Source organism: Candidatus Dadabacteria bacterium, assembly GCA_026705445.1.
Lineage (GTDB): Bacteria > Desulfobacterota_D > UBA1144 > Nemesobacterales > Nemesobacteraceae > Nemesobacter.
Map to the genome: position 1 here is coordinate 1 of JAPPAR010000035.1, position 26,049 is coordinate 26,049.

Below are 26,049 nucleotides of genomic sequence, written 5' to 3' on the forward strand. Positions count from 1 at the left end.
AGTAAATAAACGCCCAATACCAAACCTACTACGGCGACAACCACAAAAATGGTCCGAACAATTTCTGCCTTGAAAGTTGTCGTGAATAGCGAGGTAATACTGGAGAATGCCAGAGTGAGGAGAAACACCGCGAAATTGAACTGCGTTCCCACTGATCCGCCTTTCTCTAAAATCTCCAGTTCGCTGTCTTTGACCTCGTAGATATCAATAGAACCTACGCGGGCAACCCGGACTGATACAGTCTGGTTGTCATTAGAAGGAGAAGGAGGTAGAGGCGGCATCTTAGAGATTATCCTTTAACCACTTATCGTGCTTATCGCCGAAACTGTTAACCCATGCAGCTTCGGTGCCAGACCGAATCACGAATATCCGATCGCTTTTATCCGAAAGACCCATGAGTTTGTCACGAACCTGGACGGCAGTTTCGTTGGTCTTAATAGCCCAACAAGACTTATTAATAGGACAGTAGATCTTATAGGATACGAGAGAATCTTTTATTCGCTTCCGAGACTCTTCGGATACCGTTTCAAATATGACAATGTAGCATTTCATTTCTTGTAGTCTGCCCTGTACAGACGGTTGTTCGAGTGGTCAAAGATTTAAACGTGACGGTTTTGCCAAACATGGTCTCAAACAAGCCATCCATGCAGTCTTGAGTATCTCTGGAGCGGTTGCTTTCATTCAGACGGATTGATTATTGTAGAATAATTGATCTTTGTCATTTGACCAAACCCTTTTTGCAGCTATATCTTCCCTCACTCGGTTATGGAAAAAACGGAGGGATTCTGAACCCTTTTTACTGCGATTCGGTTTCCACGGTCTCTTGCTTGGCGGACTTTTTCTGGTACTTGCGACGGAATTTCTCGACCCTGCCTTCTTTTTTATAGTGCTTTTCCCTTCCTGTGTAGAAAGGGTGAGAGTCGCTTGAGATTTCCACGCTTATAAGCGGATACTCGTTTCCGTCTTCCCATTTGGTGGTTTCCTCGGATGTTCTGGTCGAACGCGTAAGGAACATATGCCCGGTGAACGAATCCTTAAAAACCACATAGTTGTAATCTGGGTGAATATCTTTTTTCATTTTGTCTGTCCAGTGTTTTTTTGAGAAAGGAAATTCTATACGACTATAAAATTTTGTAAAGCGCGTCGCGGCACCGGCCTTTTCCTACTGCTAAGTTCGGGAAAGAATTTCGGCGGCTTTTTTCGCGAAATAAGTGATTACAATGTCGGCGCCGGCCCTTTTTATACTCAGGAGACTTTCAAGAACTGTTTTTTCCTCTTCAAGCCAGCCCGATTCACACGCCGTCTTTATCATAAGGTACTCTCCGCTTACCTGATAGGCTGCCACCGGAAGATCAGTGTTTTCCCGGAACAGTGATACGAGATCCAGGTAGTACCCGGCAGGTTTCACCATCACCATGTCCGCTCCTTCCTCCTCGTCCAGGATCAATTCCCGCAGCGCTTCTGTTGAGTTCGCGGGGTCCATCTGATAGGTCATCTTGTCCCCTCCCCTCGGCGCTGAGTCAAGCGCTCCGCGAAACGGTCCGTAAAAAGAGGAAGCATACTTGGCCGTATAAGACATTATCGAAACGTTCGTATAGCCCTCTTCATCAAGAATTTCCCTGATAGCCCCGACTCTCCCGTCCATCATGTCGCTCGGCGCGACTATGTCGGCTCCCGCAGCGGCGTGGCAGAGAGCCTGCTTGCACAGCGCCTCAACGGTAATGTCGTTGAGTATTTCCCCGGATGGAGATACCACCCCGTCGTGTCCGTCACTTGAGTAAGGATCAAGAGCGATGTCCGTTATGACAGAGACTTCGGGAACCTGTTTCTTTACGGCGGCTACGGCTTTTGGCACAAGCCCTCTGGGGTTGTAGGATTCTTCGGCGAAGGGAGATTTAAGGCCGTCTTCGACCGCCGGGAAAATCATTACGGCCCCGATACCCAGAGCGTGGGCTTCTCTTACCTCCTCAACGAGGCCTGAAACGCTCAACCTTCTGCACCCGGGCATGGACTCTATCTCCTCATCGTGATTCTTGTCGTGTATGAAAAGCGGGTACACGAGATCCCCGGGCAAAAGCCAGGTTTTCCGGACGAGATTTCTTATGGAGCGGGATTTGCGGTTTCTTCTCGGTCTTGCGCAGATGTCAAGAGACGGCGTGTCTTTTTCCGGCGTCTTTGTCTTTTTCCCCTGTTTCAAGGTCTCTGTCTCTCCTCTGTTCTGTACGTGGCATTGAAATTCGCTACGAAAATGAAACCTGTGTAAACAGCAAAAGGCAAGAACCAGCGGCAAGCGGGGACACCGCGGTTCTGCGTTCCGCGCTTTTAAAAACCGCCCGGAGTTGTTATAATCGGCACGCACAGGGGAGGTAACAGTGAGCGGACAGCAAACCCGGAGAGCTTCCGATACCTACACAATGGGGTACAGTGAGGATTTCGAGAAACTGCTCAGACGCGGAAACGCGCGGACAAACGCGGCGCACCTGCTCCCGTGTCTTAAGCCCGGCATGCTGGTCATTGATCTCGACTGCGGCCCCGGAACTATTTCCATGGGTCTTGTCGAAGCTGTCTTTCCGGGGGAACTGCACGGAGTGGACATGGAGTCCTCGCAGGTCGAGATGGCAAAGGCCGCGGCGAAGTCTGCCAGGGTCGCAACCGCGCACTTTCACACGGCGGAGATTACCGATCTGCCATTTGAGGATGACTCGTTTGACGTGGCGCATTTTCACGGCGTGCTTATACATGTCCCGGACATCATGGCGGCGCTTGGCGAAGCCCGAAGGGTGCTTAAGCCCGGGGGTATTGTCTCCGCGAGAGAGATGTCTGTTGAATCGTCGTTTTACGAACCTGGATTGCGGGAGCAGTTTGCGACCTTCGCGAAACTGGTTACCGCAAACGGCGGCCATCCCGAAATAGGCAGGGAGCTTAAACGGCTTCTTCTTCAGGCGGGATTCTCGGACGTGGAAGCCGGCTTTTCCTTTGAACCTTTCTGCGCTCGGGAAGATGTTGAATTTCTCTACCATTTCGCTTCTGACTGGTTTTTCTCCGCTGAAACCCGCGCGGCAGCCGTCGGGTACGGAATCGCGACCGGGGAGCAGTTCGATGAGTGGCGCCGGAGACTTGATGAGTGGAAAGATACTCCCGGGGCGGTGGCGGCCTTCGCATGGGGAGAGGCAACGGGGCGCGGATAGGGATTTCCCAGGCCATACTTCCAAGACCTGACCCCTGGTCGTCTTGCCGATTTTCCCTTCTCGCACTGCCTGTCCCGAAACATTCTGCTGTGCGAAAACGGGTTTTATCCGCAAGCTGGCCTTGTCAGGATGACAATCAGCCTTATTTTTACTGTGTGAAAGCGGTAATTTATTACGAGGGAGGTTTCAGATGACCGAGCAGAAAACAGAGAAGCACGAATTTCAGGCCGAAGTGCGGAGGCTTATGGATATAGTTATCAATTCCCTGTACACCGACAGGGAAATATTCATCAGGGAACTGGTTTCAAACGCCTCCGACGCTCTTGAGAAGCTCAGGTACATACAGCTTACAGAAAAGGAAATATACGACGACTCTCTGCCGCTTGAAATCGAAATATCCACTTCAAGCGAAGACAATACGATCACCTTTACCGATTACGGCGTCGGGATGAGCAGAAAGGAGCTTGTGGAGAATCTGGGAACGATAGCCCGCTCCGGTTCAAGGAGCTTCCTTGAGGCCGTGGAGAAAAGCGGAATCAAGGGGGGAGACCTGATCGGGCAGTTCGGCGTAGGCTTTTACAGTTCCTTTATGGCCGCCGATTCTGTTGAGGTGCTTACCCGGGGCTACAGGAAGAATTCGGAGCACCTAGTGTGGCGAAGCCGCGGCGACGGGACTTTTGAAATAACGAAGGGAAAGGGGCACAGAAGAGGCACTAAGGTCGTTGTGTCTCTGAGAGAAGAGGCAAGGGAGTTCTCCGATCCTGACACGGTAAGGGAGATTCTGAGAAAATACTCCGCGTTTGTTCCTTTCCCGCTTAAGCTCGACGGCGAGCAGATAAATACCACGGAAGCCATCTGGCTTCGCAGCAAGAGCGAGATCACAGACCAAGAGTACGGCGGTTTCTACAGGTTCCAGACAAACTCCTTTGACGAACCCCGGTACAGGCTCCATTTCTCTTCCGAGGCCCCGATTGACATGAACGTGCTTCTGTTCGTACCTGAGGACAACATGGAGCGCCTCGGATTCGGAAGGATGGATCCTGCTGTCAGCCTTTACTCAAGGAGGGTGCTTATCGACGCGTCACCGAAAAACCTTCTCCCCGAATGGGCGAGGTTTCTCAAGGGAGTGGTGGACAGCGCCGACATTCCCCTTAACATCTCAAGGGAGACCATGCAGGACAGCTCTCTTGTTAAGAAACTCAGCTCTGCCATTACGAAAAGGTTTCTTAAATTCCTCGAGCAGGGCTCGGCTGACGATCCGAAGAGTTACGGCGATTTCTACGGGAAATTCGGTTTTTTCATAAAAGAGGGAGTGGCCTCGGATTTTGAGCACAAAGAGCAGCTTCGGGGTCTGCTGCGCTTTGAGTCCTCGCGCAAGGGGAAAGGGGAGCTGGTTTCCTTCGAGGATTATATCTCCGGGATGGGCGAAGGTCGGGAAGAGATTTATTACCTGTTAGGTTCAGCCCGAGACGCGATTGAAAACGGGCCCCACATGGAGTTTTTCCGCAAAGAGGACATCGAGGTTCTTTTCATATACGAACCGATTGACGAATTCGTGATGTCGACTCTCGGAGAGTACGGGGGGAAAAAGATTGTTTCTGGCGACAGCGTTGACATAGGCGTTGCTGACAAGGATGCGGAGAGTTCCTCTCGGAGGCCTTCTGAGGAGGAAAAATCGCTTTGCGGCTGGATGAAGGAGGTGCTCGGCGAGAGGGTGGGGGACGTGCGCGTTAGCCGGAGGCTGGTTGAGAGTCCGGCGGCCGCGTTTAACTCCGATTCCACCATGACCCAGGGGATGAAAAGAATCATGAGGAACATGAGCGCCGGTACAGGCATACGTTCCGTAGTCCGCCTTGAGATAAACGTAGACCATGCGCTTATAAAGAATCTTGCTTCAATGAAAGAAAAAGACGGGGAACTAGCCGCAACCATAGTTGAGCAGCTTTTTGATAACACACTTCTGGCCGCCGGGTACATGGAGAATCCCGGAAGCATGGTAGGAAGAATAACCAAGCTTCTTGAGCGGCTTAGCTCCGGATGATGCCTGCGGATGAACTACCTTGCCCACATACGTCTTGGGGGAGATGACCCTGAATGCCTGATAGGGAATTTTCTCGGCGATTTCGTGAAGGGCCGGTTGACTGAGGAGCACTACACTCCTGGGGTAAGGCACGGGATAATGATGCACCGCAGGATTGACGCCTGGACGGATTCTCATGAAATAACTAGGGAGTGCGCCCGGCTTATAAGTCCAGAGCGCAGGCGCTGGAGCAGGGTTATCCTTGACATCTTCTATGACCACCTGCTTGCCGTTAACTGGGAGAGGTATTCGGATGAGAGCCTCAGGGACTTTCTTGACAGGGCGTATGGTATAATCCTCGGGGCGGCGGATATCTTCCCCGAGCGTGCGGCGGACAGGATAAATATCATTATCAGGGACGGCTGGATAGAGAAGTACCAGAGTGTTTCGGGGCTCGGTGCTGTATTCGAGGGAATGTCGAGAAGGGTAAGGAGGGAAAACCCCCTTTCCGGGTCCGAGCGGGAACTCGTTGCGCACTACGACGAGATGAACGAGCATTTCAACCGGTTTTTCCCGGAAATTATTGAATACGCGAGATGTCTTGAGAAAGGGAGCGATGCTGGGATCGGGTGAGACCCCTGCTGCTGCCTGATTTCCCCCAGGAGGTGAAAGGTGATTGATCTTTACACGGCTGCCACGCCGAACGGCAGGAAGGTTTCGATAATGCTTGAAGAACTGGGAGCCGCCTACGAGGTTCACGCGCTTGATCTCTCTCGGTTTGAACACAAGGAGCTGTGGTTTCTCGGGATAAATCCGAACGGGAAAATACCCGCGATAGTTGACAATGATGACGGCACGGCGGTTTTTGAGTCAGGAGCGATACTCATATATCTTGCCGACAAGTTCGGAAGCTTTCTCCCTCCGGTCGGAGACAGCCGCAGAACGACGTGTATCCAGTGGCTCATGTTCCAGATGTCGGCAGTAGGGCCCATGCAGGGACAGCTGAACGTCTTTTTGAAGTATGCCCCGGAGAAGATTCCCTACGCGATAAGGAGATACACCGAGGAAACAAAGAGACTTTACTCGGTGCTCGACGAAAGACTCTCAACAGTGGATTATATTGCCGGAGAGTATTCAATTGTCGACATGGCAACGTGGCCCTGGATAAATGCCTACGATTGGGTCAGAATGGATCTTCAGGCTTTCCCGAATCTCAGCAGGTGGCGTACCAGGGTAGGCGAAAGACCTGCCGTAACAAGAGGAAAAGGGATTCCTCCGGCGCCGGAGGAAGAGGAAACGGAAGAAGAGAAAATAAAGAGAATCCGGAAACTGCTTTCCTAGTCTCCTTATGCGTGATATAGGGTAGGCGGGAGATAATGGCAAATGAGTCAAAACCCGAATGTGCGCGAGGATGAACCCTTGCTCTATCCATTCCCGGAAGGCTGGTATTTTGTCGCTAGCCGCAAGACGATTGAAAAACAGGGGCTTCTGAAGAGAACCTGGCTTGGAGAACGGGTTGTTGTCTGGTGCAACAGCGAAGGTAGAGTCTGCGTTGCCGAGGCAGTCTGTCCGCATCTTGGAGCCGACCTTGGCCCTGAGGTAGGGGGGCGGATAAGCAACGGTTGCTTGGTATGTCCTTTTCACGGTTTCGAGTTTGATGTAAGCGGTCAATGCGTAGCGACACCTTTCGCTCCTCCGCCGAAGACCGCCAGGCTGAAGGTGTTCGAGACGCGGGAAATTCAGGGTCTCATCTTTGCGTGGTGGGGCAGCGGCGGTCGAACGCCTCAATGGCATCTGCCCGAGGTTCCCACGACGGATGCGGACTGGAGCGGGAAGGAGTTCCGCCACATCCGTTTCCCCGGACACCCCCAGGAAACTACCGAGAACTCAGTGGATGCCGCACACCTCAGCTATGTGCACCACTACGACAGTGTGAACCTTGTCGGTTCGGTATCAATTGACGGCACCGCACTTAAAAATTCCTTTAACTTCAAACGTACCCTTGGGGTTGCCGGTATCAGGCTTTTTGAGTACGACGTCTCCGCGGTAGCCAATATACACGGGCTCGGCTATTCATTTGTCGAGATCCGCGAACATTCAATGGACATGGAAACCCGCATGTGGGTGCTCACAACACCGATTGACGGCAAATTCGTTGAAATGACATTGGTGAGCCAGGTGCGGCAGCTTCGTAACCCCAAGGGACTGGGTGTGGGATTGCGGCTTTTTCCAACGGGGCTCAGGACCCGCATCATGAACAAGATACTCATTGCCTCCCAGGAGCATGACGTCATGCAGGATGTCGTCATCTGGAGCAATCTGAAGCACCGGTCACGTCCGAAGCTCTGCAGTGCTGACAGCGATATCGGGAAGTATCGGCGCTACTGCAGGCAGTTCTATCCGGATGGTCAGTATTACAACCCATAGAGGGCTGTAGAGGTTTATGCCGAACCGGCATGCTGTTTTTTGCCCTCCCGGGCCGAGTGGAATTCTAGCGATCTATGCGGTTGAGCTTCTCAGTCGCTCTTTTATCTGCTCGCCGGTTTCCTTGGTTTCATCAAGCAGCATCAGAAGCGGCGGAAGAAAGAAGAAATCTGCTACCAGAGCGATAATTACCGTTATTCCCACCAGAAGACCAAGCACTTGGTTTCCGACCAACCCGGATGCTCCGAACACCATGAAGCCAAGTCCGAACACTATGGTAGTTGTAAATAGCGCCCTGCCCACTGAGCGAAAGGCAATCTGGACGGACTCCGAAGGCAGTTTCCCCGCTTTCCTGCTGTCCGTGTATTTTGTCATGAAATGGATGGTATCGTCCACGATAATGCCGAATGCTATAGCGGTGACGACTGCCGCCGGAACTCCTACCTCTCCCACCAGATGTCCCCACAGCCCCATGGCCATAGCGGCCGGAAGGAAATTGGGTATCAGACTGACCAGTCCCAGGCGTATGCTTCTGAATATGGCGAACAGCAGAAGGGAGACGATGGCCATCGCCACAAAAGTGCCCTGTAGCATGTTTTCAATGTTTCTCTGAATCGAATGAGACCCCACAATCGAAATTCCTGTAGCGCCGGTTTCCATGCTGGGGGCATTTTTCTGCAACCATGCACGTGCACGGTTGTCGAGGTCGATTTTTTCCTTGCTGGACATACTTTTCACTGAGACCGTTACGCGTGTTGCCCTCCGGTCATGGTCGATCAGGTTATTGAGGTCACGGCCTATCGGAAGAGAAAATTCGTAGAGCAGAAGATACTGTGCAGCAAGTTCGGGATCGTCTGGAAGCGCGTAGTAATCCGGGTTATCACCATGCAGGTTCTTGTTCAGACGCTTCATGATGTCGGCAATTGAGAAGATATGGACAAATTCCGGTTGCTCCCTGTACCAGTCAGAAAACGCCTCAACCTGTTTTAGGTATTCTATATCCGTGACGGCTCCCTCACGGCCGGAGTCAAGAGAGTACTCATAGGTTTCCACTCCAGGGAAGTTTTTGCTCAGAAAATCCGCGGATCGCCGGAACTCGTAGCTCTCATCCATAACCTCAAGCCAGTTTTCCCTGAGTTCGATCTTGAAAATGCCGGCAACCAGCACGATAGTTACAATGCCAAAGAAGCAAAGAAGGATCGTACGGTAGGAGATGACAAAACGGCTGAGACGATCGAAAAAATCCAGTCTGTTCTCACGCATCTTCCGGGCACGAACAGGCAATACTGACAGGAATGCGGGCAACAGGGTCACCGAAAAGACAAAAGCGCACATGGAGCCGAACGCCACGATATTGCCCATGACCCGAAACGGCGGCATATCTACGAAATTCAGGCTCAGAAATCCGATTGAAGTTGTGAACGAGGTAAGGAAAACAGGCCACACGTTCACTCGCACGGCATGGACCGCCGCCTCTGCTTTCGTCATGCCCTGGCGCAAGCCCCCGGCCATTCCCTCAATAATGTGCACGGAATGAGCGACGGTCACGGCCATCAGTACGAACAACGCGGCACCGCTTTCACCAAACAACCTTAAGCCGGTCCATCCGGCAAAGCCCAGCGCGGATGGGATGACGGCAAGAATCATCAGCACGATGGCAAGCGTTCCCCATATCGAACGTATCAGAACCAATGCGACAAGCAGCATGGTTCCAAGAGCAATCGGCCCGAGTATGGCTGTTTCATCGTCAAGAGCGTCGCCTATGACACGATTTAGGATGAGTCCGCCTAAAAGGTGGTAGTCGATGGATGTGTATTTTCCCCGGGCGTCGGCAACAGTCTCATACAGGTAGTCGGTAACCTCTCGCTTGGTCAGTTCACGATTTTCGTCAGGAAGCACGATACTCACAACCAAACCGGCAACTTTTTCGTCACGGGAAATGAATCGCCCGGCAACTTCCTGGGTGCCGAGCGCGATATCTTTGATTCGTTCTATATCCGTATCGCTCAGCGAACCGGCTTCCTCGATAAGCGGCTCAACAACCAGTTCGTCTTCAAGCCCCTCGCTGTGCGTGTAGTTCGAAATAGAGTCGACACGGGTGGCGTAGGGGGTGCGCCAAAGCTGCTCAGTCAACTCTTCAATGGCAACAAGCGCGTCTTTCGTAAAGACGGTGCCGTTATGCGGCGCCACGGCGACTAGTGCAACATCAGACAGCGCATATGTCTCTTCAAGCTGTTCCAGTGCTAAAAGGTGCGGGTCGGATTCTCCAAAGTGATTGCGAAAGTCCACATCCACCACAATCAAGCGCGCGGCCCCCGCAGCAAGCACAAGCATAACAAGCAAAGAGAGCAGAATAGTCAACCAGCGTCGGGTGACTATCATCGAGATACAGGATTCGAGACTCATACGATGGGAAATGGTACCGAGATATCTCAGGAGACACAACCCCGGGAATTTGCGTTCTATGAAAAGATTCTTTGCATTGACGGGAACAACTGTCTGTATTACTCTATGAGCAGGGATAGCAGGTTCATCCTGAGTGTTCCGTTATCAACTTATTCCCGGTGTCTCCGGTAAAGCGGGATAATGCATTTCGAATTCAATTTTTCCCCAAGAATTAATGGGAACGGAAGATAACAATGACTCATGGCACTCTGCCTGCCTCTGAAAGCTGAGGGAAACGGGTAAACCATTCCATGGATATAGGCAGACTGTCGAAAAAACTCAAGGATGCGTACCGGGGGTCCAATGTCGCCCGTCGCGTACAGGACTTCGAGGGCTGGATGGAGCGAGCGACGCCCGAAGCCGTTGACTCGGGCGGTTACGACCACGCCCATCTGGTCAGGGACTACTACGATCTTTACAGCGAGCTGATGGTATGGAGTTGGGGTGAATCCCTGCACTTCGCCCCCCTCGCGCCCCATGAAACCTTGGAAGACTCCAAAATCCGCCATCAGCGGTTGATGATCGACAAACTGGATCTGCGCCACGGCATGACGGTGGTTGATGTTGGTTGTGGAATCGGCGGCCCGATGCGTCGTGTCGTTCGTGAGGCCGGTGTCCGGGTTACCGGGATCAACATAAACAAAACCCAGTTGGAAAAGGCGAAAAATTGAATGCCGAGGCGGGGCTCGACCACATGGTCGATTACCTGGCGTGCAGCTTCATGGATATGAGCGTTATTGAAGACAACACTTTCGACCGCGGTTATGCCATTGAGTCAACATGCCATGCGCCGGATAAGCAGGGTGCGTTTGAAGAGATACTCCGCGTACTGAAACCCGGAGCTCTGTTCTGGGGGCAGGAGATGTGTCTGACGGACAAGTTCGATCCGAACGACAGCCGGCACTGGGACCTTAAGCGTGACCTCAAGCGTGGCATTGCACTAAAGGACATCGCCATGTTCGGGGAAGTGAATCAAGCGCTTGAAGCGGCAGGGTTCCACATCATCGAGGGGACGGACCTGGGCGTCTCTGGGGGTGGGGTATCCACACCATGGTATCAACCCATGGTAAGTCGACACGGGATGTTTGGTAACGTCCTGTTCAGGCTTCCCCATGGCCGCAGAGTGCTGGTCGCAGGATCAAAGCTGGCCGAGATGGTTGGGTTGTTTCCGAGGGGTTCTGCAGAGGTCTTCCGATCCCTGAACCGGACTGCTGAGGCCTATGTCGAAGGTGGGAGGACTGGCATCTTCACGCCTCTATACTGTTTTCTGGCTCGCAAACCCCATTAGGCCTGATTGGCACCGTGCTTGCCGCGCACGTGCCGTTACGATCCCCGGACAAACCCCGCCTGCGGGCAGTGAGAGAGCCATTGCGAGACCGTGGATAATGTCTGCGAAGCCCGTTAGATCAAAGAATAAAATTGAAATCGGGGCTGAGGTGAAAAGGGATCGGCATATTGTATAACCACAGGTTTGAGCAAGAGAGGTATCCTCTGCGGACTAGCCGCTTCTTATCGCTTCTATGGCTTCGGAACGGGACTCAAACACATCAATTACCTTGTCAAAAGCCGACATCTTGAAGACTCCCTTTACCGCTCTGGACAGGGAGCACACCGCAAACTTTGCTTCCTTTTCCTGCAATCTTTTCGCAACCATCAAAACAGAGCTCAGACCAGCGCTATTGATATAGAGGAGTTTTTCGAGGTCGAGAAGCACGAGCTTGTCGGGCCCGCCAGTTGCGTCCCGCAGTTCGTCATGGAGTTTATGCACATCAAGGCCGTGAACCTCTCCGGATAAGCTTAGGATGAGGACTTCTTCTATCCGCTCGGTCTGAAGCTGGACTTTTTTATCGCTTCCTTCCATGTCCTGAATATACCTCCGAAAACATCTCTATTGAGGTTAAGTGCAAGTAAAATCTATGGAATTATACTTGCCTATCATGGTTTAGGTAAACAAGTATATAATTTGCTTCCTGAACAAATGGGGTTGTATCCCCTGAAATATTCCGGTATTATTCCTTTGGTTACGATAAGAAATCATATTTTGATTGTCACGCTATATTCAGATAGATTGCTATTTGGTGAAGAATGAGTACTCAGAACAACCAACTTGAGTTGCAGGCCGATCAGATTGAAGGGGTTCTTATGATAAGCGTAGTTGGCCGGATTGATGGTATGAACGCGCAGGAATTCCACGAAAATCTGGACAAGGAAATTAGCGATTCTGACAGTCCCGTAGTTCTGGATCTTGAAAAGCTGTCCTACATCAGCAGTGCGGGATTGCGATCGATTCTGCTTGTTGCGAAAACACTCCAAGGCAGAAAAACGAGATTCATGCTGTGTTCTCTGCCTGGCTCCATAAAAGAAATCTTCGAGATCGCGGGTTTCGACAAAATCATTAACGTGGTCGAATCTCGTTCCGATGCTGTAGCTGCAATAACGGGTTAAAGTGCGTTACGAAGAAGCAGTTGTCAGGTCCTTGCCTTCTGTATCCTCTCCAGAAGCATCAATCACCTGATTAGCTGCGGGGTCAAGCGGCAAGACAACAATCATATCTGTATATTCACCTTCCTGCGTTTCTACGCGGATCTCGCCGCCGTGCTGCCGTATGATGTCACTGGACAGCGATAATCCTAGACCTGTTCCTTGATCCGTGGGTTTCGTTGTATAGAACGGATTAAAGATACGCTCCAATGCAGATTCTGGAATACCGGTTCCATTGTCACGGACATGTATCTCAATATGGTCATCAATCAGCCGCGTGCTCAGGCTAAGCGTCGGTTGAAAATCCTTTTTCGAAGCATCGTCAGCAGCAGCCAGCATTTTTCGTTTTTCGTCTGCGGCATAGCAGGCATTGGTTACCAGGTTCAGGAAAACCCGGCCTATGTCCTGCGGTTGTACCATGATCTTGTCTATGTCCTGCGCATAGTCTTCCCTGATTTCCAGCTGGAAATCAGGGTCAGAGGCGCGAGCGCTGTGAAACGCAAGCAGCGCATGCTGGTTAAGCAGTACGTTGAGGTCAGTCGGTTGCCAGTCCCCGCCACCGCGACCCATCTTGAGCATGTCTGTTATGATCCGGTTCGCGCGAGTGCCGTGCTCGTGAATGCGCTTCAGGTTTCCCGTCAGGTCCTCGGCCACTTCTTCGATTAACTCCGGATCATATCCCTCTTCTGTGCTTCCGCCAGCCTCAAGCTTGGCTATTTCCTCCAGCAGTTCTTCCAGCAGTTCCTGTGAAACCTCTGAGAAATTCATGATGAAGTTCATCGGATTTTTGATTTCGTGCGCGACCCCGGCTGTCAACTGTCCAAGCGCGGCAAGTTTCTCTCGCATCACGATCTGGTCCTGCGCCCGCTTCAACTCCTCGTTGGCATGTGCCAGTTCCTCATTTTTTTCCTGCAGCTGGTTCGCAAGAGTTTCCACAAGATTAAGGCGCTGCACTTCCAGTGCGTTGTGTCGGAACACCTCAAGCGCCTTGGACAATTGCGCGATTTCGTCATTGCCTCTCGTGTCGACGGTTATTTCCAGGTTGCCGTCAGCCATTTCCTGCATTTGATTCGATATGCGCTCCAGACGCCGGATAAGGCGACGCTGCACAAGCAGCCATCCCAGCAGGACTGCGCCGCTTATGCTGACAATATTGAAAGCCAGCAGCAGCTTGGTGCTGGTAGCGGTTACCGCGGCCGCCTTGCTTGCCATCTCCCCCGCGGCCATGCTTGAATCATTTACAACACTTTCTACCCGCGCTACGATATCAATTCCTAAAGCCTGATTCTCGAGAAGCAGGGCGGACAGTTCATCGTCAACTGCCAGTTCCCGGCTGCGCAGGTCGAATCCGTTGTTCTCCCTTCTGCCGAACGAGATCAGGTCTTCGGAAATCCGGGGCAGTTGGTCATGAAGGTCGCCTCTATCCCGTTTGTATTTCTCAAGCGCTTCAAGCGACCTGCTGATGCTGCCGGCTGCGGCTTCAAACCGTTCTCGCAGTGGCTGCAGCATGGCCGCATCGGTCACTACAAATGTGGTTGCAAGTAGCTGCGAAGCAACCACAGCCGCTTCGCGGAGCTCAAAGAGGTGGCGATAGATCAGGAATTCCGATTCGGAGAAATGAACCGAGCGGGGCGACTGTACTTCACCAAGAGACCGGTGTCCGGTCATCAGATAGAACATCTGATCGTCGATTTCGTTAATCATAATCGGCGTTATCTTGCCATGTATATCCTGAAGCTCGTCTCTGAGATTGAGACTGCTCTTGCGAAGGTCAAAACGTTCCCTGACGAGCAGTTTGATTCGCTCTATGTTCTGGATTATGGCAACCCCGTCAGACTTGATCCGTTGTGATTGTTCGCTTTCTCCCTGATCTTCCATCATTGCCGAGAGCTGTGTTTTAAATGCGTCTGCCTGCAGGTCGATCGTCCCGGCTACGGTTCCGAACTGCTCGGGAGTGCTTGTGGTGAGCCGTGGGGCGGCGGCGACGAGCATGCCTGTCTGCTGGGCAATTGCAAACGCCGATGCCATCTCGGGTATGTTCTTTTCGTTAACGTTTTGCTGAACTTTGCCGATCTGGCTGAGAAAGAAAAGGGCAATCAGACTGACGATAATGACGAGTACTACTGCACCTCCAAAACTTATATAGAGTTGCGTAGAAATTTGCGTGGAAATCCTGTTCCAGAGTCTTGAAAGCATATTCGATTATCTCGGTGTCTTTTGCATATGCACAATGTCGGTCAGTATCGTCGCCGAGGTTAGAGACACAAGAGGCGTGTACTGGCCGTCGGAACCAATCATCGTCAAGAACACGCTGTCTGAACCTTGATTGTCATTCTTGCTGTATCTCAAGGTGAAGCCATCCAGGTTAATGTTGTTGCCGGTGCGCAGCACCGCATCAATACAGCTGCGGGTAACCTGCCTGCCGCAGTTCTCTACGACATGGACAACCAGCCGCCCCGCCAAATATCCCTCATACGATATAAATCCGGGTTTTGCCGCCGGATCGTAAGCCTTGAGCGCAGCACGATAGGAAGCTGAGGCGGGCACCGTGTTCCCGGTTGGAAATGGAACCACCTGAGTAACCAGAACTCCGGCCCCCTGATCACCCAGTTCGCTTGCCAGGGCATTGCTGCCTACGAATGAAAGCGTCATAAAAATGGAGTTCAAGCCGATGTGGTGGGCCCACTTGATAAATGTTGCGGTTGGCTTGTAGGGACCAACAATAATCACGGCTTCCGGTCCTGTGGCACGCAAATCAACAAGCGCCGTCTTTATCGCTACGGTATTGCGAGGAAATATCCCCGTTCCGACAGCGGAGAGCGTGCGCCGCTCAAGAGCAAGAAGTACCCCCTGCAGGCCGGCACGACCGAATGAATCATCCTGGTGGAGAATGGCGATGCGGTTAATTCCGAGATCAGTCGTTAGTCGTTCTATCATCTCCTCGGTTTCCTGATAATACGAGGCCCGTAGATTGATCACTGTCCGGCGTTTGCTGCCACGCAGGTACTCCGCACCGGTCATGGGCGCTATGTAAGGCACATCGTTTTTCTCCGCGACGGGTACCGCGGCCTTGGATGTGGGAGTGCCAACCGCACCGATGAGTGCGAAAACATTCTCACCAATCAGTTTCTGCGTATTTACGATTGCCGCTTCCGGCTCGTATGCGTCATCCAGTGATCGCAGTTCCAGACGGCGTCCGTTAACGCCGCCCCGGTCATTAACCTCTTTGAACGCAGAAAGAATGCCGGTCTGCATGCCCTTGCCAAGCTCGCTGGCCGGACCACTGAAGGCAGCTGACTGTCCAAATACAATACGATCGCTGTATACGCCCGGCTCGGCGCGTATTTGCTCCCGGGCCTCCCCTGATGCTGCGCTTGCCAGTATTGCAACTACTGAAGCGGCAACCAGTTTTTTGAGAGACAGTCTGCTTAGTAACCGCATTTTTCTAAATTTTCTTGATCATGGTCAGATGATTGCGACCACTGCTACGCTGATAGCGCAGCTCAGTCATCAGCTGCTTGGCCAGCATTATTCCTGCTCCGCCAATACGGCGGTCTTCAAGCGAACTTTCGACATCAAGCTCCGGCGCGTCTTCAAGCGGGTTAAAGGGGCACCCGTCATCCAGTATCTCAACAGTAATGGTTTCACCTTCTCCTGAGAATATAATCTCCACTTCATGCTCCTGATCATCATCATGCGCATAACTTGCCACGTTGGTGAAGATTTCCTCCAGGGAAAGCTGTATGTGAAACAGCGCTTCAGGTGGGAAATCCATCTGTTCACAAAATTCCTCCAGCGCTGCCGCAATCGCCTGGATTTCCTCCAACCGATTCGGAACGATCAACGTACGTGAAGCTTGCATCCTACCGTCTTTACCCATTTATGTGGTTCGCAGAACAAGACAGGTTATATCGTCAGATTGCGGATTTTCGCCGGCAAATTCCCTGACCTTGCTGAACACCTCGTTCGTAACTTCCTCGGCATCCTTGAAAGTGCCGCCCCGGAGAATTTCGCAAAACCTGTCCATTTCGAATAATTCCTTGTTTTCTTTTTCGGCTTCCACCACTCCGTCAGTATAAAACACAATCATGGAACTCGGTTCAAGGGTGACTGTGTTTTCCTGATACTTAAAATCTGGCATCACCCCCAGGGCAATTCCGCCCGTCGGTTCCAGCAGTTCCGTTGTCAGGTTTGGTTTGACAATGACCGGCGGATTATGTCCGCCGTTTGCGTACACAAATTCTTTCGTTTCAGTATTGTAAATGCCGTATAACAGGGTTACGAATGTCATGGCATCGTTTTCATCCGACAACATCGTATTTACCTGCTCCAGCACGGCGGCCGGAGAGGTGGAAATTGCCGCGCAGGCCTTTAGCAATGTACGGCTTGCCATCATGAACATTGCCGCAGGCACTCCCTTGCCCGACACATCAGCTATTGCGATTCCGACCTGGCCTTCACCAAATTCATAAACATCGAAAAAGTCGCCGCCTACTGAAAGAGCCGGAACCATGCTTGCGTACAAATCAAATGCCTGAGAATCTGGAAAGGACTTTGGAAGAATGTTCTGCTGCATCGCCCGCGCCACATTAAGCTCGTTCTGGAGAGTTACAAGCTTGTCGCGTGCGGCAAGAGCCTTGCGCCAGAGGGTAAGGTTTTCAATCGTACGTTCAATTGTAGTCTTCAGGTCCGTGAAATCTATAGGCTTGGTAACGAAGTCGAATGCCCCGCGGTTCATGGCAGTCCGTATGTTTTCCATGTCGCCGTATGCGGAGACCATTACGGCACGAATATCGGGGTCTACTTCCGGTATCTGTGCCAGCAATGTCAGCCCGTCCATAACGGGCATGTTGATATCAGACAGCACGATGTCAAACCCGTTGTCTTTGCGCAGAAGCTCGAGGGCTTCTGCGCCGTTGTGCGCAAATTCGAATTCGTAGCGACCGCGGCGAATTTCACGCCGCATTCTCTGCAGCATAAGCTGTTCTAGGTCTATTTCATCATCGACAACTAAAATCCGGATTTTGTTGTCATTCATTTAGAGCCTGCCCTGTCGCTTAGGGGGTGATTAACTGAAGCAGTAATTATATACCTGATTACATGAAGTTATGTATAGGCGATCAATATATCTGACTTGGCAAAAGGCCTGTGTCGAACCTGAATCCACGGGAACCACTGTTATTTTGCGGCAAACAAATTAGAATTCTCTTGCGTAAAGGCATTTTCTTCGTTGAACTGTTCCGGTTCAAACTCTTTATGTTTTCCGCCCATAGCACTGTATCTTGCTGTTGTTTATCTGGTGAGTCATATCAGCCGGATGCGCCGCTTTTTTAGAACCTCCGCATACTGGTTTGAATATAATTCCCGGGGTTGGTACTCTAGATAATATGTTCGGACTTACGCACAGGCATTCGGTTTTCTTTCAGACACTAATTATTTCGGAACCGTTAAACGAAAAGTCGAATAACCTTTGTCCGGTTAATGCTGTCAGCCTGTTTTCTCTGCGCTGCCTGGCGTTTGTTTGCGCCCTGGCGCTGACCGGTGTTGCCCATGCACAAACCATTGACGAGGCAAAGGCGGCCTATGCACAGGGGCGATTCGCCGAAGCAGCCCGGATCGGTGAAAAGCTCGGGACTTCACAGGGGTTCGCATTGTCCGCAAAGTCGCTTTCAGTTCACACCCGCTACATTGCCAGGGAAGGCGAGAAGGAAAAATTGCTTGAGCATGCCGTAACGCTGGCCAGAAAGGCGGTTGTCTCCGATCCCGGCAATGCGGATGCCCATCTGCAGCTGGCGCGTGCTATCGGACGGCAGGCGGAGACTGTCGGGGCATTCGAGGCAGCTGGCCAGGCGGAAAAAATACGCGAATCCACAGAGGACGCGCTTCGGATTAATCCCAAGCTGGTAGCAGCGCATCTCAGCATGGGGCGGTGGCATGCGGAACTGGTTGGCGCAATGGGTTCATTCCTGGCACGCACTGTTTACGGCGCGCGGAAAAAGGATGCCATTTCCTCCTTCGAAAGGGCACTTGTTCTGGCTCCCAACGCGAAAGATGTCCCCCTGCAATACGCACTCGGACTGCTGGCTCTGGATGATTACCAGTACCGGGAGAAGGCGCGGGGTCTCCTTGTGCACTCCATCGGGTTGCCGGCAAAGGACGCTTATGAACGGATAGTGCACATCGAAGCGGTCGAGGCCCTAAACAGACTCAGTGAATCCGACGACGACGATGATGACGACTACTGACGAATTGCAACGCCTCGGGGAACCGGGATTCCGGGACTGTTCTAGGCCTTTCTGAAGCGCCATCCGTACATCATGCGTCCGTAGAAGTTAAACCACTTCCTCGCTTCGGAATCCTGAAACGGATAGTCCGCTCCGATCTGTCTCGCCGTAGCTAGGCCGGAAACAAAACATGTCTCTTGGCTGTTGATCAGGGTATGGGCACCGCAGTGCCAGGTTCTTTTGCGCCCCTGAACGAAACCAAACAGATTAATCAGAAAGGCTATGTGAGACACATCGTGTACGATGTGCTGAAACCACCATTTTTTTACGATTTTCTCTTCGTTGATGCGACTGATCGGGTTGTAGGTCACTAGGCACGGCTTGTCCGATTTCTTTGCCCCGGGTTGCTGGTTGTGCATGATGTAGGTGATTTCATAGTTGTCTGGTCTCGCACCGTACTGTTCAATGTGGTTGCTCCGGGTTTTAAGGGGCTTCGCGGCGTTGTCCGGGAGGACAGAGGCATCGGAATGTACAACCGTATGGTTGTGAAGTTCGCTCTCGTAACGAATCGAGGAAAGAAGGAAGCTCTCGAGCAAGGTCGGATTGTCAAGAATCATCAATGTCTGGTTCGCGTTGCACGCGAAGACCACATCATCAAATGTCTCCGTGATTCCGTTCTCATCTTCAATTAGCACACCGGATGCGCTTCGATATACTTTCCTCACGGGCCTGTTGAGATATATCCTGTCCCGGAACCCTGCGGACATTTCCTCGTATATGCGCCGCGTACCCATATCCCATGTATGCATTGTTGTCGCTGTTTCTATATCAAAGAACTCAAGATACCGGGCAAACAGGGACGCGGGCATGTCGAACACATTCGTTGCCATCAGGAAGTTGACGAACATCGGCTTCAGAACCTTGTACCTGAAGTCTCCGGAAAACCTGCCCAAGTTAAGAACGGTTCCCATGCTGATGTAGTTAAATGGATTTAGGGAATTGAGCAGTAGGGATCTTGAGTGGTTAAGCTTGCCGAACCACTTGAGACGCCCCAGGAGTTTCTGGAACCTGGCAATTTCCGGTTGCAGCTGACTCCTGATATCTGAGTCGAAATCATGCGCGTAGATTTCGCCACGGTACTTCACGCTGTAGTTGAATTTGGTGTCTACCAGATCGATGCCGTGTTGCTGCATGAACAGCACCATATGGTGGTATGCCGATGGGATGCACGCGGTAACGGAAATATCAAACGGGATCGAGGTTCCATCATTTTGCGGCATGTCAGCTGTTACGGCATTGCCACCCAGCTGAGGCTGGGCTTCAAAAATTCGAAACTCGAACAGATCAGGGTGTCGGTGCAGAGCCCAAGCCACCCCCAACCCGGATACTCCACCACCGATAATAGCGACCTTTCTTATTTTTTCAGTGTTCTCCGTTTGGGAATAATCAGACGGGCAATTCTCGTTTCTGTTCGGCGACATGAAATTTAAGCTTCTTGTTCGGCTTCATTGATGGAAATGCGGTGATCCCAAGTTTATAGTTTTCGGGATATACGCGAAGGGTAAAGTAATGCGCTATGATCAGCAGGTTGACAGCCATGTGCAGAGTCATCCATCGGTTGCCAAGGCACGTGTGCGGTCCCAGTCCGTATGGGGCGTATCCAGGCTTTTTATGCTCATTGCGGGGCGGCAGGTAACGGTCGATATCAAATGAAAAGGGATCCGGGAAGGAATCTTCCATATAGTGCGGGGCGGTTTGCGCGATGTTTATTCTGGCCCCTTGCGGTATTTCGTAGCCCTCGATCGTGAACGTATTCACGACGCCGCGCATGGACATCGGAACAATCGGGTACACCCGAAGGCATTCATTGACGAAGCGATCGGTGATTTCCAGATTGGCGGGAGTGAGGTCTTTGCCAGTTGGATCACCGTTTGAAAACAGTGCGTCGGCCTCGCTTTGAATTTTTTCGTAAAGCTCGGGTTGTGACGCCATGGCATAAAGAGCGAAGCTAAAGCCGTCACCCAGGTACATGCTGGCAAGCACCACTGCCGATAGAGCGAAACTCAGATTCGACTCGGGCATCAATAGCGGGTAGTTCGCATTGAGGCTTAGCAGATCATCCACAAAGTTTCGCGGACAACCGGCCCGTTGGGCTGCTGTATGGACACTTTGTACCCGCTCCATCAAGGTGTCTATTGCCTTGGCCCTGCGTTTCATTCCCGGCGTTTCCAACATGAATTTTGGCAAGATATTTAAGAGATGGGTGCTGAGCGCTCGCTCCTTGTAGGCAATTATATCCTCCATGATGTCCTGCGTATCAATATTCATGGATAAAGGTGACATCTGAGCGTTGATCATTTTTCGGCACAGGTCCCTTCCAGGATAGCTTTCGCCCACTTTCCAGTTTGCCATGTATTCGCGCGCCTTGCTGTAGACCACATCCAGCTGCTCTTCCAGTCTCCCGCGGGAGTAGGCTGAAGTCATGGTTTTTCGGTACCGGAAATGGTCCGCGCCATCTAGGGCAGGCAATATGCCTACCGCCCCATACACTTTCTCAAAATCGCCAAAGAGGGTCTTGGATGTCAGGTACTTCCGTCCGTGTCGACGTACCCAGCGGTTTACTTCCGCTCCGGAAAGAAAAATATTCGGCTTTGAGAAAGGAGGAGCGATCTCAAAGACTGGGCCGTACTGCTTTGTCAAATCTGCAAAAAGTGCCGGAAGGTTTCCAGTACGAGCATGTGGGTTGAGCAGTATCCGATGAAGTGAGACGCGCGGGATTTTTTTGCCATGATGAGAAGTTGTAAGCAACGGATTATTGATGTTTTCTGCGACCGCGTCCGCCATTGAACGGCCGATGAGGTCCATCCTGCAGATAAGCTTAATCCGTTCTTCCGCCTTCTTGTTGAGTTTAAACATGAGGGGAAAAATATCGCATGTTTCGATCAGGCAAACGATGATAATATCTCGCGGATGTGGGATGTCGTCTGAAAAGATGTCTTTGCCGATTCTGGTTCTGATGAACTGACCTATGCTTGCATCTTCGTCGTTGCCGTCTGCATCCGCGTATAGTTTGCCAGCTGCCACTGTCCAGAAATCACCCTGGTGATGTTCCAGAACTCCAAGATCAACCAGATTCTCTAATGTAAAATCAGTGATTGTTTCCGCATGCTTGAAGAGCTTTTCAATCCAGTATTGGGCGTTGTGTTGAACCGGTTCATCAACGATTTCCTTAAGAATCAGGTCTAAGCTGGGGTTGCCCGTTTCTGTTGAATCCAGAAGGAGGAGAGACTCGACGTCCGTGTCGATACGCGAAAGGAGGGAAAGTTCCGCAAGTGCCGCGCCGATGATAGCGCAGTTAATTTTGTGGGCGGCTACTTGGTAAAAATAGCCGCTTTCCTCGTCAAGGAGCATCAATATGAACTCGTCGAGCAAACTCAGTTGATGGTTTTCAATAGGATCATTCACCAGCCGTTGCTTCCTTCCGTTTTAACCTGTGGCGCGATAATGATTGCAGAGAATTGTAAAACCTGTAACCATAGTTCGTAATATGGAGATTGTATACCCGGACCGGGTTGTAGTCAAATCTGGAAACTTGAATTTCCAAAAAATTCCGAGCACTGTCCCCATATAGTCTGTATACTGCTAGCATTACGCAATTCCAGTGCAGTGCGTCATTGATCTTCTCTGTGCGTATAGCGACCACTTCACTGGGGAAAGGAGGATTCAGTTATGATCGAATGGCTTGGCATTGGCCACCTTTTCGAGCTTTCCCGGACGGAAGCTATAGCGGGTTTTTTCACCCCGCTTGTGATTTTCGCCGTGTTTTTCCTTGCGCAGCTTATACTGCCCGGAAAGCGGGTTCCCGGCTACGTTATTAATCCGCAGACCGGTAAACCCCGCAGTTACCGGCTAAACGGTATCGTGGTGTTTGCGGTCGCGCTGATCGTGTGGGCTTTCGAGCTCACCGGGATGCCGCGTGAGTGGTTCTACCGGTCCTCGGTCTATGCCGTGACCGGCGGAACGGTCTTCACCACGATCTTTGCGATCATAGCGGTCTTCAGCCAGCCGCAAGGCAGGATAAAAAACCCGCTTCTGGCGCTTTGGGACGGGCGGGTGCAGGAGATATCGTTCTTTAACGAGCGCTTCGATATAAAGATGTATTTCTATGTCGTCGGTGGGACGATGCTGGCGCTCAACGCCTTGTCTGGGGCTGCGTACAACTACGAAATCTTTGGCAAGAACTATAATCCGGGCGTTTTCCTGTATGCGGCATTCTACACATACTACATACTGGACTATTTTATCTTCGAGCGCGTCCAGCTGTATACCTATGATCTGATCCATGAGGGCATCGGCTTCAAAATGTTCTGGGGAGGTCTCGTGGTCTACGGGTGGCTGTTTATCCTCCCGCTTTGGGGCATGGCCGCTTACCCGTCTCCCGGGTTCTCGTCGGGATGGACATATTTCTGGCTGGTCGGGACGACTGCCCTGTTCCTGTTCGGGTGGGGCATCTCGCGCGGCGCCAACATGCAGAAATATACATTCAAGCGATGGCCCGACCGCAAATTTCTCGGGATCATCAAGCCTGAGTACATCCAAGCCGGAGACCGCAAGATCCTGTGCAGTGGCTTCTGGGGTGCCGCTCGCCACTTCAACTACCTGGGCGAAGGTTTTCTTGGTCTTTCAATTGCCCTGGCATTCGGCTACTTTACCAATCCCTGGGCGTGGGTCTACTTTGTCTTCGTCGTAACGTTTTTTACCTTTCGTCAACGTTTTGACGATGCGTATTGTGCTGAGAAATACGGTGCCGAAAAGTGGGCGGAATATCAGGCGCGGGTCAAATACCGGATTTTTCCCGGCATTTATTGATGAGAGTTCCCGGCTGGATTCATTCAGGGTAATTACACCCGCCGCCGTGCCGCACAGTGCTTTCGTTGGAACCTGATTGTTGCCTGTACGGATCAGCCCGGCTTGCGCGCCTTGTGGTAGTACATGGGCGTAACAATTCCCAGACGTCCTGCGGCTAGGAGGCTGTCGGCCACGACATTGATAATTTTTCGTGCCTCGGACGATCCCTTGGGTACGGCGCGCACGCCTTCCAGAACGGGCACAACCGCCGAGGCGATTTTGCGGCCAAGGGCCGTTCTCGAGAAACTCCTCAGATTCAGGCTGCCCCCTTCCAGCGGTTGATACCACGGCGTCTTGGGGTCGGCGTCAAGAGCGCGGTCACGCGCCTCGACAAGTTCGAAACCGGCTGCCCGCAGGCCGTCGTCTACCTCCATGAATGAAGCGATTTCCGGAAGAGCGGAGACGTATTCGTTTATTTCCTTGAGTTCCCGGTGCTTAGGATTTCCGCCATCGTAAAGCGGGGTCGTGCACACGTCGTAGCCGACGAAGACCGCGCCGGGCCGCAATACACGGAATATCTCGGCATAGGCCGCGGCTTTATCCGGCGCATGACACAAGGCCTCGATATGGTAAGCCGCGTCGAAGCTTCCGTCTTCCGCCGGTATATTCAGGAAATCGCCGTGCAGGACGCTGCAGAGATGGTCCAGGCCAGCCTCGCTGTTATACACGGAGCACTTCCCGAGCTGATATTTGTTGATGTTGAGGCCCACGATCGAAGTGCCGAACTTTCTTGCGAGGGAGCGTTGGGGTCCGCCCACGCCGCACCCGACATCCAGCACCTTCATACCCGGTCTCAACCCAATGGCTTCGCCCAGAAAATACTCATGGTTGGCAATGGATTCCTCGAAAGACACCCCCGGCTCCATCACTGCGAAGTGAATCGACTGTCCCCATCCACGCTCGCAAAAGTCGGTAATGAGGTTGTAAAACGCCGTTACCGTGCTGGCGTACTCTTCCTTGCTCAGCCCTTGGCTTCTGCGGTACTTCGACAGCCTTTCCAAAATATCATCCGGCTGAACTGCATTTGAAACTGGGTTATGGGAGTCATCTGCCATTTGTGTTTCCCTCTGTAGAGTTTTCTATATGAAAGATTTCTTATCAACTTCTGACTTTTCTTCTGAATTTTAGGAAACGATCTTATCCGATCTCCGTCAATGGGTCAAAAACATTCTTTGGATCACCCGGCCCGCTTTTTTCAGAACTTCAATAAAACCAGATTTGAATATAATTCCGGTTCAAGACTTGGAACGCAAAAATTTAGGTTACTATATCTCTGAATAAAATGAGGTTTACGCACTACAATCATGTTGTTTGAAAGGACCCAGTGCCGGATTCTCAAAAATCCGTTCACCGAACCCGGTGAGAGCGGCAAGAGCGTTCCGGCTTCAGTCATCCCGGCGATTTTAGCGGTGGTGCTGGGGATGCTTGTTTCGGTGCTCCCGACCGTGGCGTACCCGGCCGGCTTCGCCGAGGGGATTGATGTCTCCGGGCGCCTCTCGACTGAGGCTTGGCTGTACCCCCAAGATGCTGTGTATCCCGACCAGCGTTCGTATGCCGGCGGGCTTGCGCTTGAGACGACGTTCTATGTTGAGAACGATGAAGGCACAAGCATAGCGGTGACTCCCTTTTTGCGGTACGATGCCGGGGATCCGGACCGCACGTACGCTGATTTCCTTGAGGCCTATCTGCTGATGTACGGCGATATAGGCGATGGCGAATGGGAATTGCGTCTGGGCATCGACCGGGTGTTCTGGGGCGTCGCGGAACTGCGTTCCCTGGTGGATATCATCAACCAGACCGACGTTATTGAACACCCGAACGAAAAGACAAAGATGGGTCAGCCAATGGCCCATTTCACTTGGTCGGGTGACTGGGGAGCACTGGAACTGTTCGCGATGACGTGGCACCGTGCGCGCATCTATCCGGGCCCGCGGGGCCGCCAGCGGTATGAGTTCATTGTAGACCAGGACATGATTTCATACGAATCCGGCGCGAAAAAGTGGCATATTGATCTTGCCGGCCGGTACAGCGGCTCATTAGGACCGCTCGAGATTGGTCTCAGCCTGTTTAACGGTACGAACCGGGAGCCCACCCTTTTGCCGATATTTCTCGACTCCGGATTGGTCCTGGCTCCGCATTACGAGAAGATTCGCCAATTCAGCGTGGATGCGCAGCTTACAAGGGGCTCCCTGCTGCTCAAGCTGGAAGCAATCTACCGCGCCGGCGCGAGGAACAGCAGGTACATTCAACACCTCAATGCTTTAGAGGAAGAGGACTACATAGCTTCTATCTTGGGTAGCGAGTACACACTCTATTCCGTACTGGGTTCGAACTCTGATCTGGTCCTGTTTGCCGAATG

The 26,049-nt window shown here is 52.0% G+C and carries 23 protein-coding genes; 11 read left to right on the forward strand and 12 right to left on the reverse strand.

Annotated features, from left to right (window positions below; translation table 11 throughout):
- The 3 genes from OXG75_06940 to hemB form a co-directional block, all read right to left on the reverse strand.
- Window positions 1-281, reverse strand: a 281-nt coding sequence (locus OXG75_06940; protein ID MCY3625707.1) for a hypothetical protein, incomplete at its 3' end; no start/stop codon positions are given.
- Between the two features lie 515 nt (window positions 282-796).
- Window positions 797-1,078, reverse strand: coding sequence for a type B 50S ribosomal protein L31 (locus OXG75_06945; protein MCY3625708.1), 282 nt, complete (start codon window positions 1,076-1,078; stop codon window positions 797-799).
- 90 nt (window positions 1,079-1,168) lie between these two features.
- Complete coding sequence (gene hemB, locus OXG75_06950; protein ID MCY3625709.1) at window positions 1,169-2,197, reverse strand: porphobilinogen synthase; 1,029 nt, start codon at window positions 2,195-2,197, stop codon at window positions 1,169-1,171.
- Window positions 2,198-2,372: 175 nt separating this feature from the next.
- Here hemB and OXG75_06955 point away from each other — a divergent pair, with 175 nt between their 5' ends.
- From OXG75_06955 to OXG75_06975, 5 genes are all read left to right on the forward strand, one after another.
- A complete protein-coding gene (locus OXG75_06955) occupies window positions 2,373-3,188 on the forward strand; it encodes a class I SAM-dependent methyltransferase (protein MCY3625710.1) in 816 nt (271 codons plus the stop codon).
- A 190-nt stretch (window positions 3,189-3,378) separates the two neighbouring features.
- On the forward strand, window positions 3,379-5,229 hold the full coding sequence (gene htpG / locus OXG75_06960; protein ID MCY3625711.1) for a molecular chaperone HtpG: 1,851 nt from the start codon (window positions 3,379-3,381) through the stop codon (window positions 5,227-5,229).
- Between the two features lie 9 nt (window positions 5,230-5,238).
- Complete coding sequence (locus tag OXG75_06965) at window positions 5,239-5,841, forward strand: ACP phosphodiesterase (GenBank protein ID MCY3625712.1); 603 nt, start codon at window positions 5,239-5,241, stop codon at window positions 5,839-5,841.
- A gap of 39 nt (window positions 5,842-5,880) precedes the next feature.
- Window positions 5,881-6,549: a glutathione S-transferase N-terminal domain-containing protein gene (locus OXG75_06970; GenBank protein ID MCY3625713.1), complete on the forward strand. Its 669-nt coding sequence runs from the start codon at window positions 5,881-5,883 to the stop codon at window positions 6,547-6,549.
- A gap of 42 nt (window positions 6,550-6,591) precedes the next feature.
- Entirely contained in the window at window positions 6,592-7,635 is a 1,044-nt protein-coding gene (locus OXG75_06975; GenBank protein ID MCY3625714.1) for a Rieske 2Fe-2S domain-containing protein, read from the forward strand.
- A gap of 72 nt (window positions 7,636-7,707) precedes the next feature.
- Here OXG75_06975 and OXG75_06980 read toward each other — a convergent pair whose 3' ends face one another.
- Window positions 7,708-10,038, reverse strand: a complete 2,331-nt coding sequence (locus OXG75_06980; protein ID MCY3625715.1) for an MMPL family transporter — start codon at window positions 10,036-10,038, stop codon at window positions 7,708-7,710.
- 290 nt (window positions 10,039-10,328) lie between these two features.
- Between OXG75_06980 and OXG75_06985 the strand changes: the two genes are divergently transcribed.
- Both OXG75_06985 and OXG75_06990 read left to right on the forward strand, forming a co-directional pair.
- Window positions 10,329-10,748, forward strand: a complete 420-nt coding sequence (locus OXG75_06985) for a class I SAM-dependent methyltransferase (protein MCY3625716.1) — start codon at window positions 10,329-10,331, stop codon at window positions 10,746-10,748.
- Window positions 10,745-11,365, forward strand: a complete 621-nt coding sequence (locus tag OXG75_06990) for a methyltransferase domain-containing protein (protein MCY3625717.1) — start codon at window positions 10,745-10,747, stop codon at window positions 11,363-11,365. The genes OXG75_06985 and OXG75_06990 overlap by 4 nt, the downstream gene beginning before the upstream one ends.
- Window positions 11,366-11,575: 210 nt before the next feature.
- Here OXG75_06990 and OXG75_06995 read toward each other — a convergent pair whose 3' ends face one another.
- The gene (locus OXG75_06995; GenBank protein MCY3625718.1) at window positions 11,576-11,938 is read right to left on the reverse strand and encodes an STAS domain-containing protein; all 363 of its coding nucleotides are present in this window, start codon (window positions 11,936-11,938) and stop codon (window positions 11,576-11,578) included.
- A gap of 224 nt (window positions 11,939-12,162) precedes the next feature.
- Here OXG75_06995 and OXG75_07000 point away from each other — a divergent pair, with 224 nt between their 5' ends.
- Complete coding sequence (locus OXG75_07000) at window positions 12,163-12,522, forward strand: STAS domain-containing protein (GenBank protein ID MCY3625719.1); 360 nt, start codon at window positions 12,163-12,165, stop codon at window positions 12,520-12,522.
- Between the two features lie 6 nt (window positions 12,523-12,528).
- Here the strand turns inward: OXG75_07000 and OXG75_07005 are convergent, their stop codons facing one another.
- From OXG75_07005 to OXG75_07020, 4 genes are read right to left on the reverse strand one after another with little or no spacing between them, the layout of a single operon-like run.
- Complete coding sequence (locus OXG75_07005; GenBank protein ID MCY3625720.1) at window positions 12,529-14,754, reverse strand: ATP-binding protein; 2,226 nt, start codon at window positions 14,752-14,754, stop codon at window positions 12,529-12,531.
- Window positions 14,755-14,760: 6 nt separating this feature from the next.
- Window positions 14,761-15,999, reverse strand: a complete 1,239-nt coding sequence (locus tag OXG75_07010) for an ABC transporter substrate-binding protein (protein MCY3625721.1) — start codon at window positions 15,997-15,999, stop codon at window positions 14,761-14,763.
- A 4-nt stretch (window positions 16,000-16,003) separates the two neighbouring features.
- Window positions 16,004-16,438 (reverse strand): ATP-binding protein, encoded by a 435-nt coding sequence (locus tag OXG75_07015; protein ID MCY3625722.1) that lies wholly within the window; start codon window positions 16,436-16,438, stop codon window positions 16,004-16,006.
- Window positions 16,439-17,596 (reverse strand): SpoIIE family protein phosphatase, encoded by a 1,158-nt coding sequence (locus OXG75_07020; GenBank protein MCY3625723.1) that lies wholly within the window; start codon window positions 17,594-17,596, stop codon window positions 16,439-16,441. It lies immediately after the preceding gene.
- Window positions 17,597-17,945: 349 nt separating this feature from the next.
- On the opposite strand from OXG75_07020, the gene OXG75_07025 reads away from it, so the two are divergent.
- Window positions 17,946-18,803, forward strand: a complete 858-nt coding sequence (locus tag OXG75_07025) for a hypothetical protein (protein MCY3625724.1) — start codon at window positions 17,946-17,948, stop codon at window positions 18,801-18,803.
- 41 nt (window positions 18,804-18,844) lie between these two features.
- Here OXG75_07025 and OXG75_07030 read toward each other — a convergent pair whose 3' ends face one another.
- Both OXG75_07030 and OXG75_07035 read right to left on the reverse strand, forming a co-directional pair.
- Window positions 18,845-20,263 carry an FAD-dependent oxidoreductase gene (locus tag OXG75_07030; GenBank protein ID MCY3625725.1) on the reverse strand — a complete coding sequence of 473 codons (1,419 nt, stop codon included), beginning with the start codon at window positions 20,261-20,263 and terminating at the stop codon, window positions 18,845-18,847.
- Window positions 20,229-22,247, reverse strand: coding sequence for a cytochrome P450 (locus tag OXG75_07035; protein ID MCY3625726.1), 2,019 nt, complete (start codon window positions 22,245-22,247; stop codon window positions 20,229-20,231). The genes OXG75_07030 and OXG75_07035 overlap by 35 nt, the downstream gene beginning before the upstream one ends.
- Before the next feature lie 264 nt (window positions 22,248-22,511).
- Here OXG75_07035 and OXG75_07040 point away from each other — a divergent pair, with 264 nt between their 5' ends.
- Window positions 22,512-23,651: a DUF1295 domain-containing protein gene (locus OXG75_07040; protein MCY3625727.1), complete on the forward strand. Its 1,140-nt coding sequence runs from the start codon at window positions 22,512-22,514 to the stop codon at window positions 23,649-23,651.
- 92 nt (window positions 23,652-23,743) lie between these two features.
- On the opposite strand, the gene OXG75_07045 is transcribed toward OXG75_07040, so the two are convergent.
- Entirely contained in the window at window positions 23,744-24,556 is an 813-nt protein-coding gene (locus tag OXG75_07045) for a methyltransferase domain-containing protein (protein ID MCY3625728.1), read from the reverse strand.
- Between the two features lie 438 nt (window positions 24,557-24,994).
- Between OXG75_07045 and OXG75_07050 the strand changes: the two genes are divergently transcribed.
- A partial coding sequence (locus OXG75_07050) for a hypothetical protein (protein MCY3625729.1) occupies window positions 24,995-26,049 on the forward strand: 1,055 nt, incomplete at its 3' end.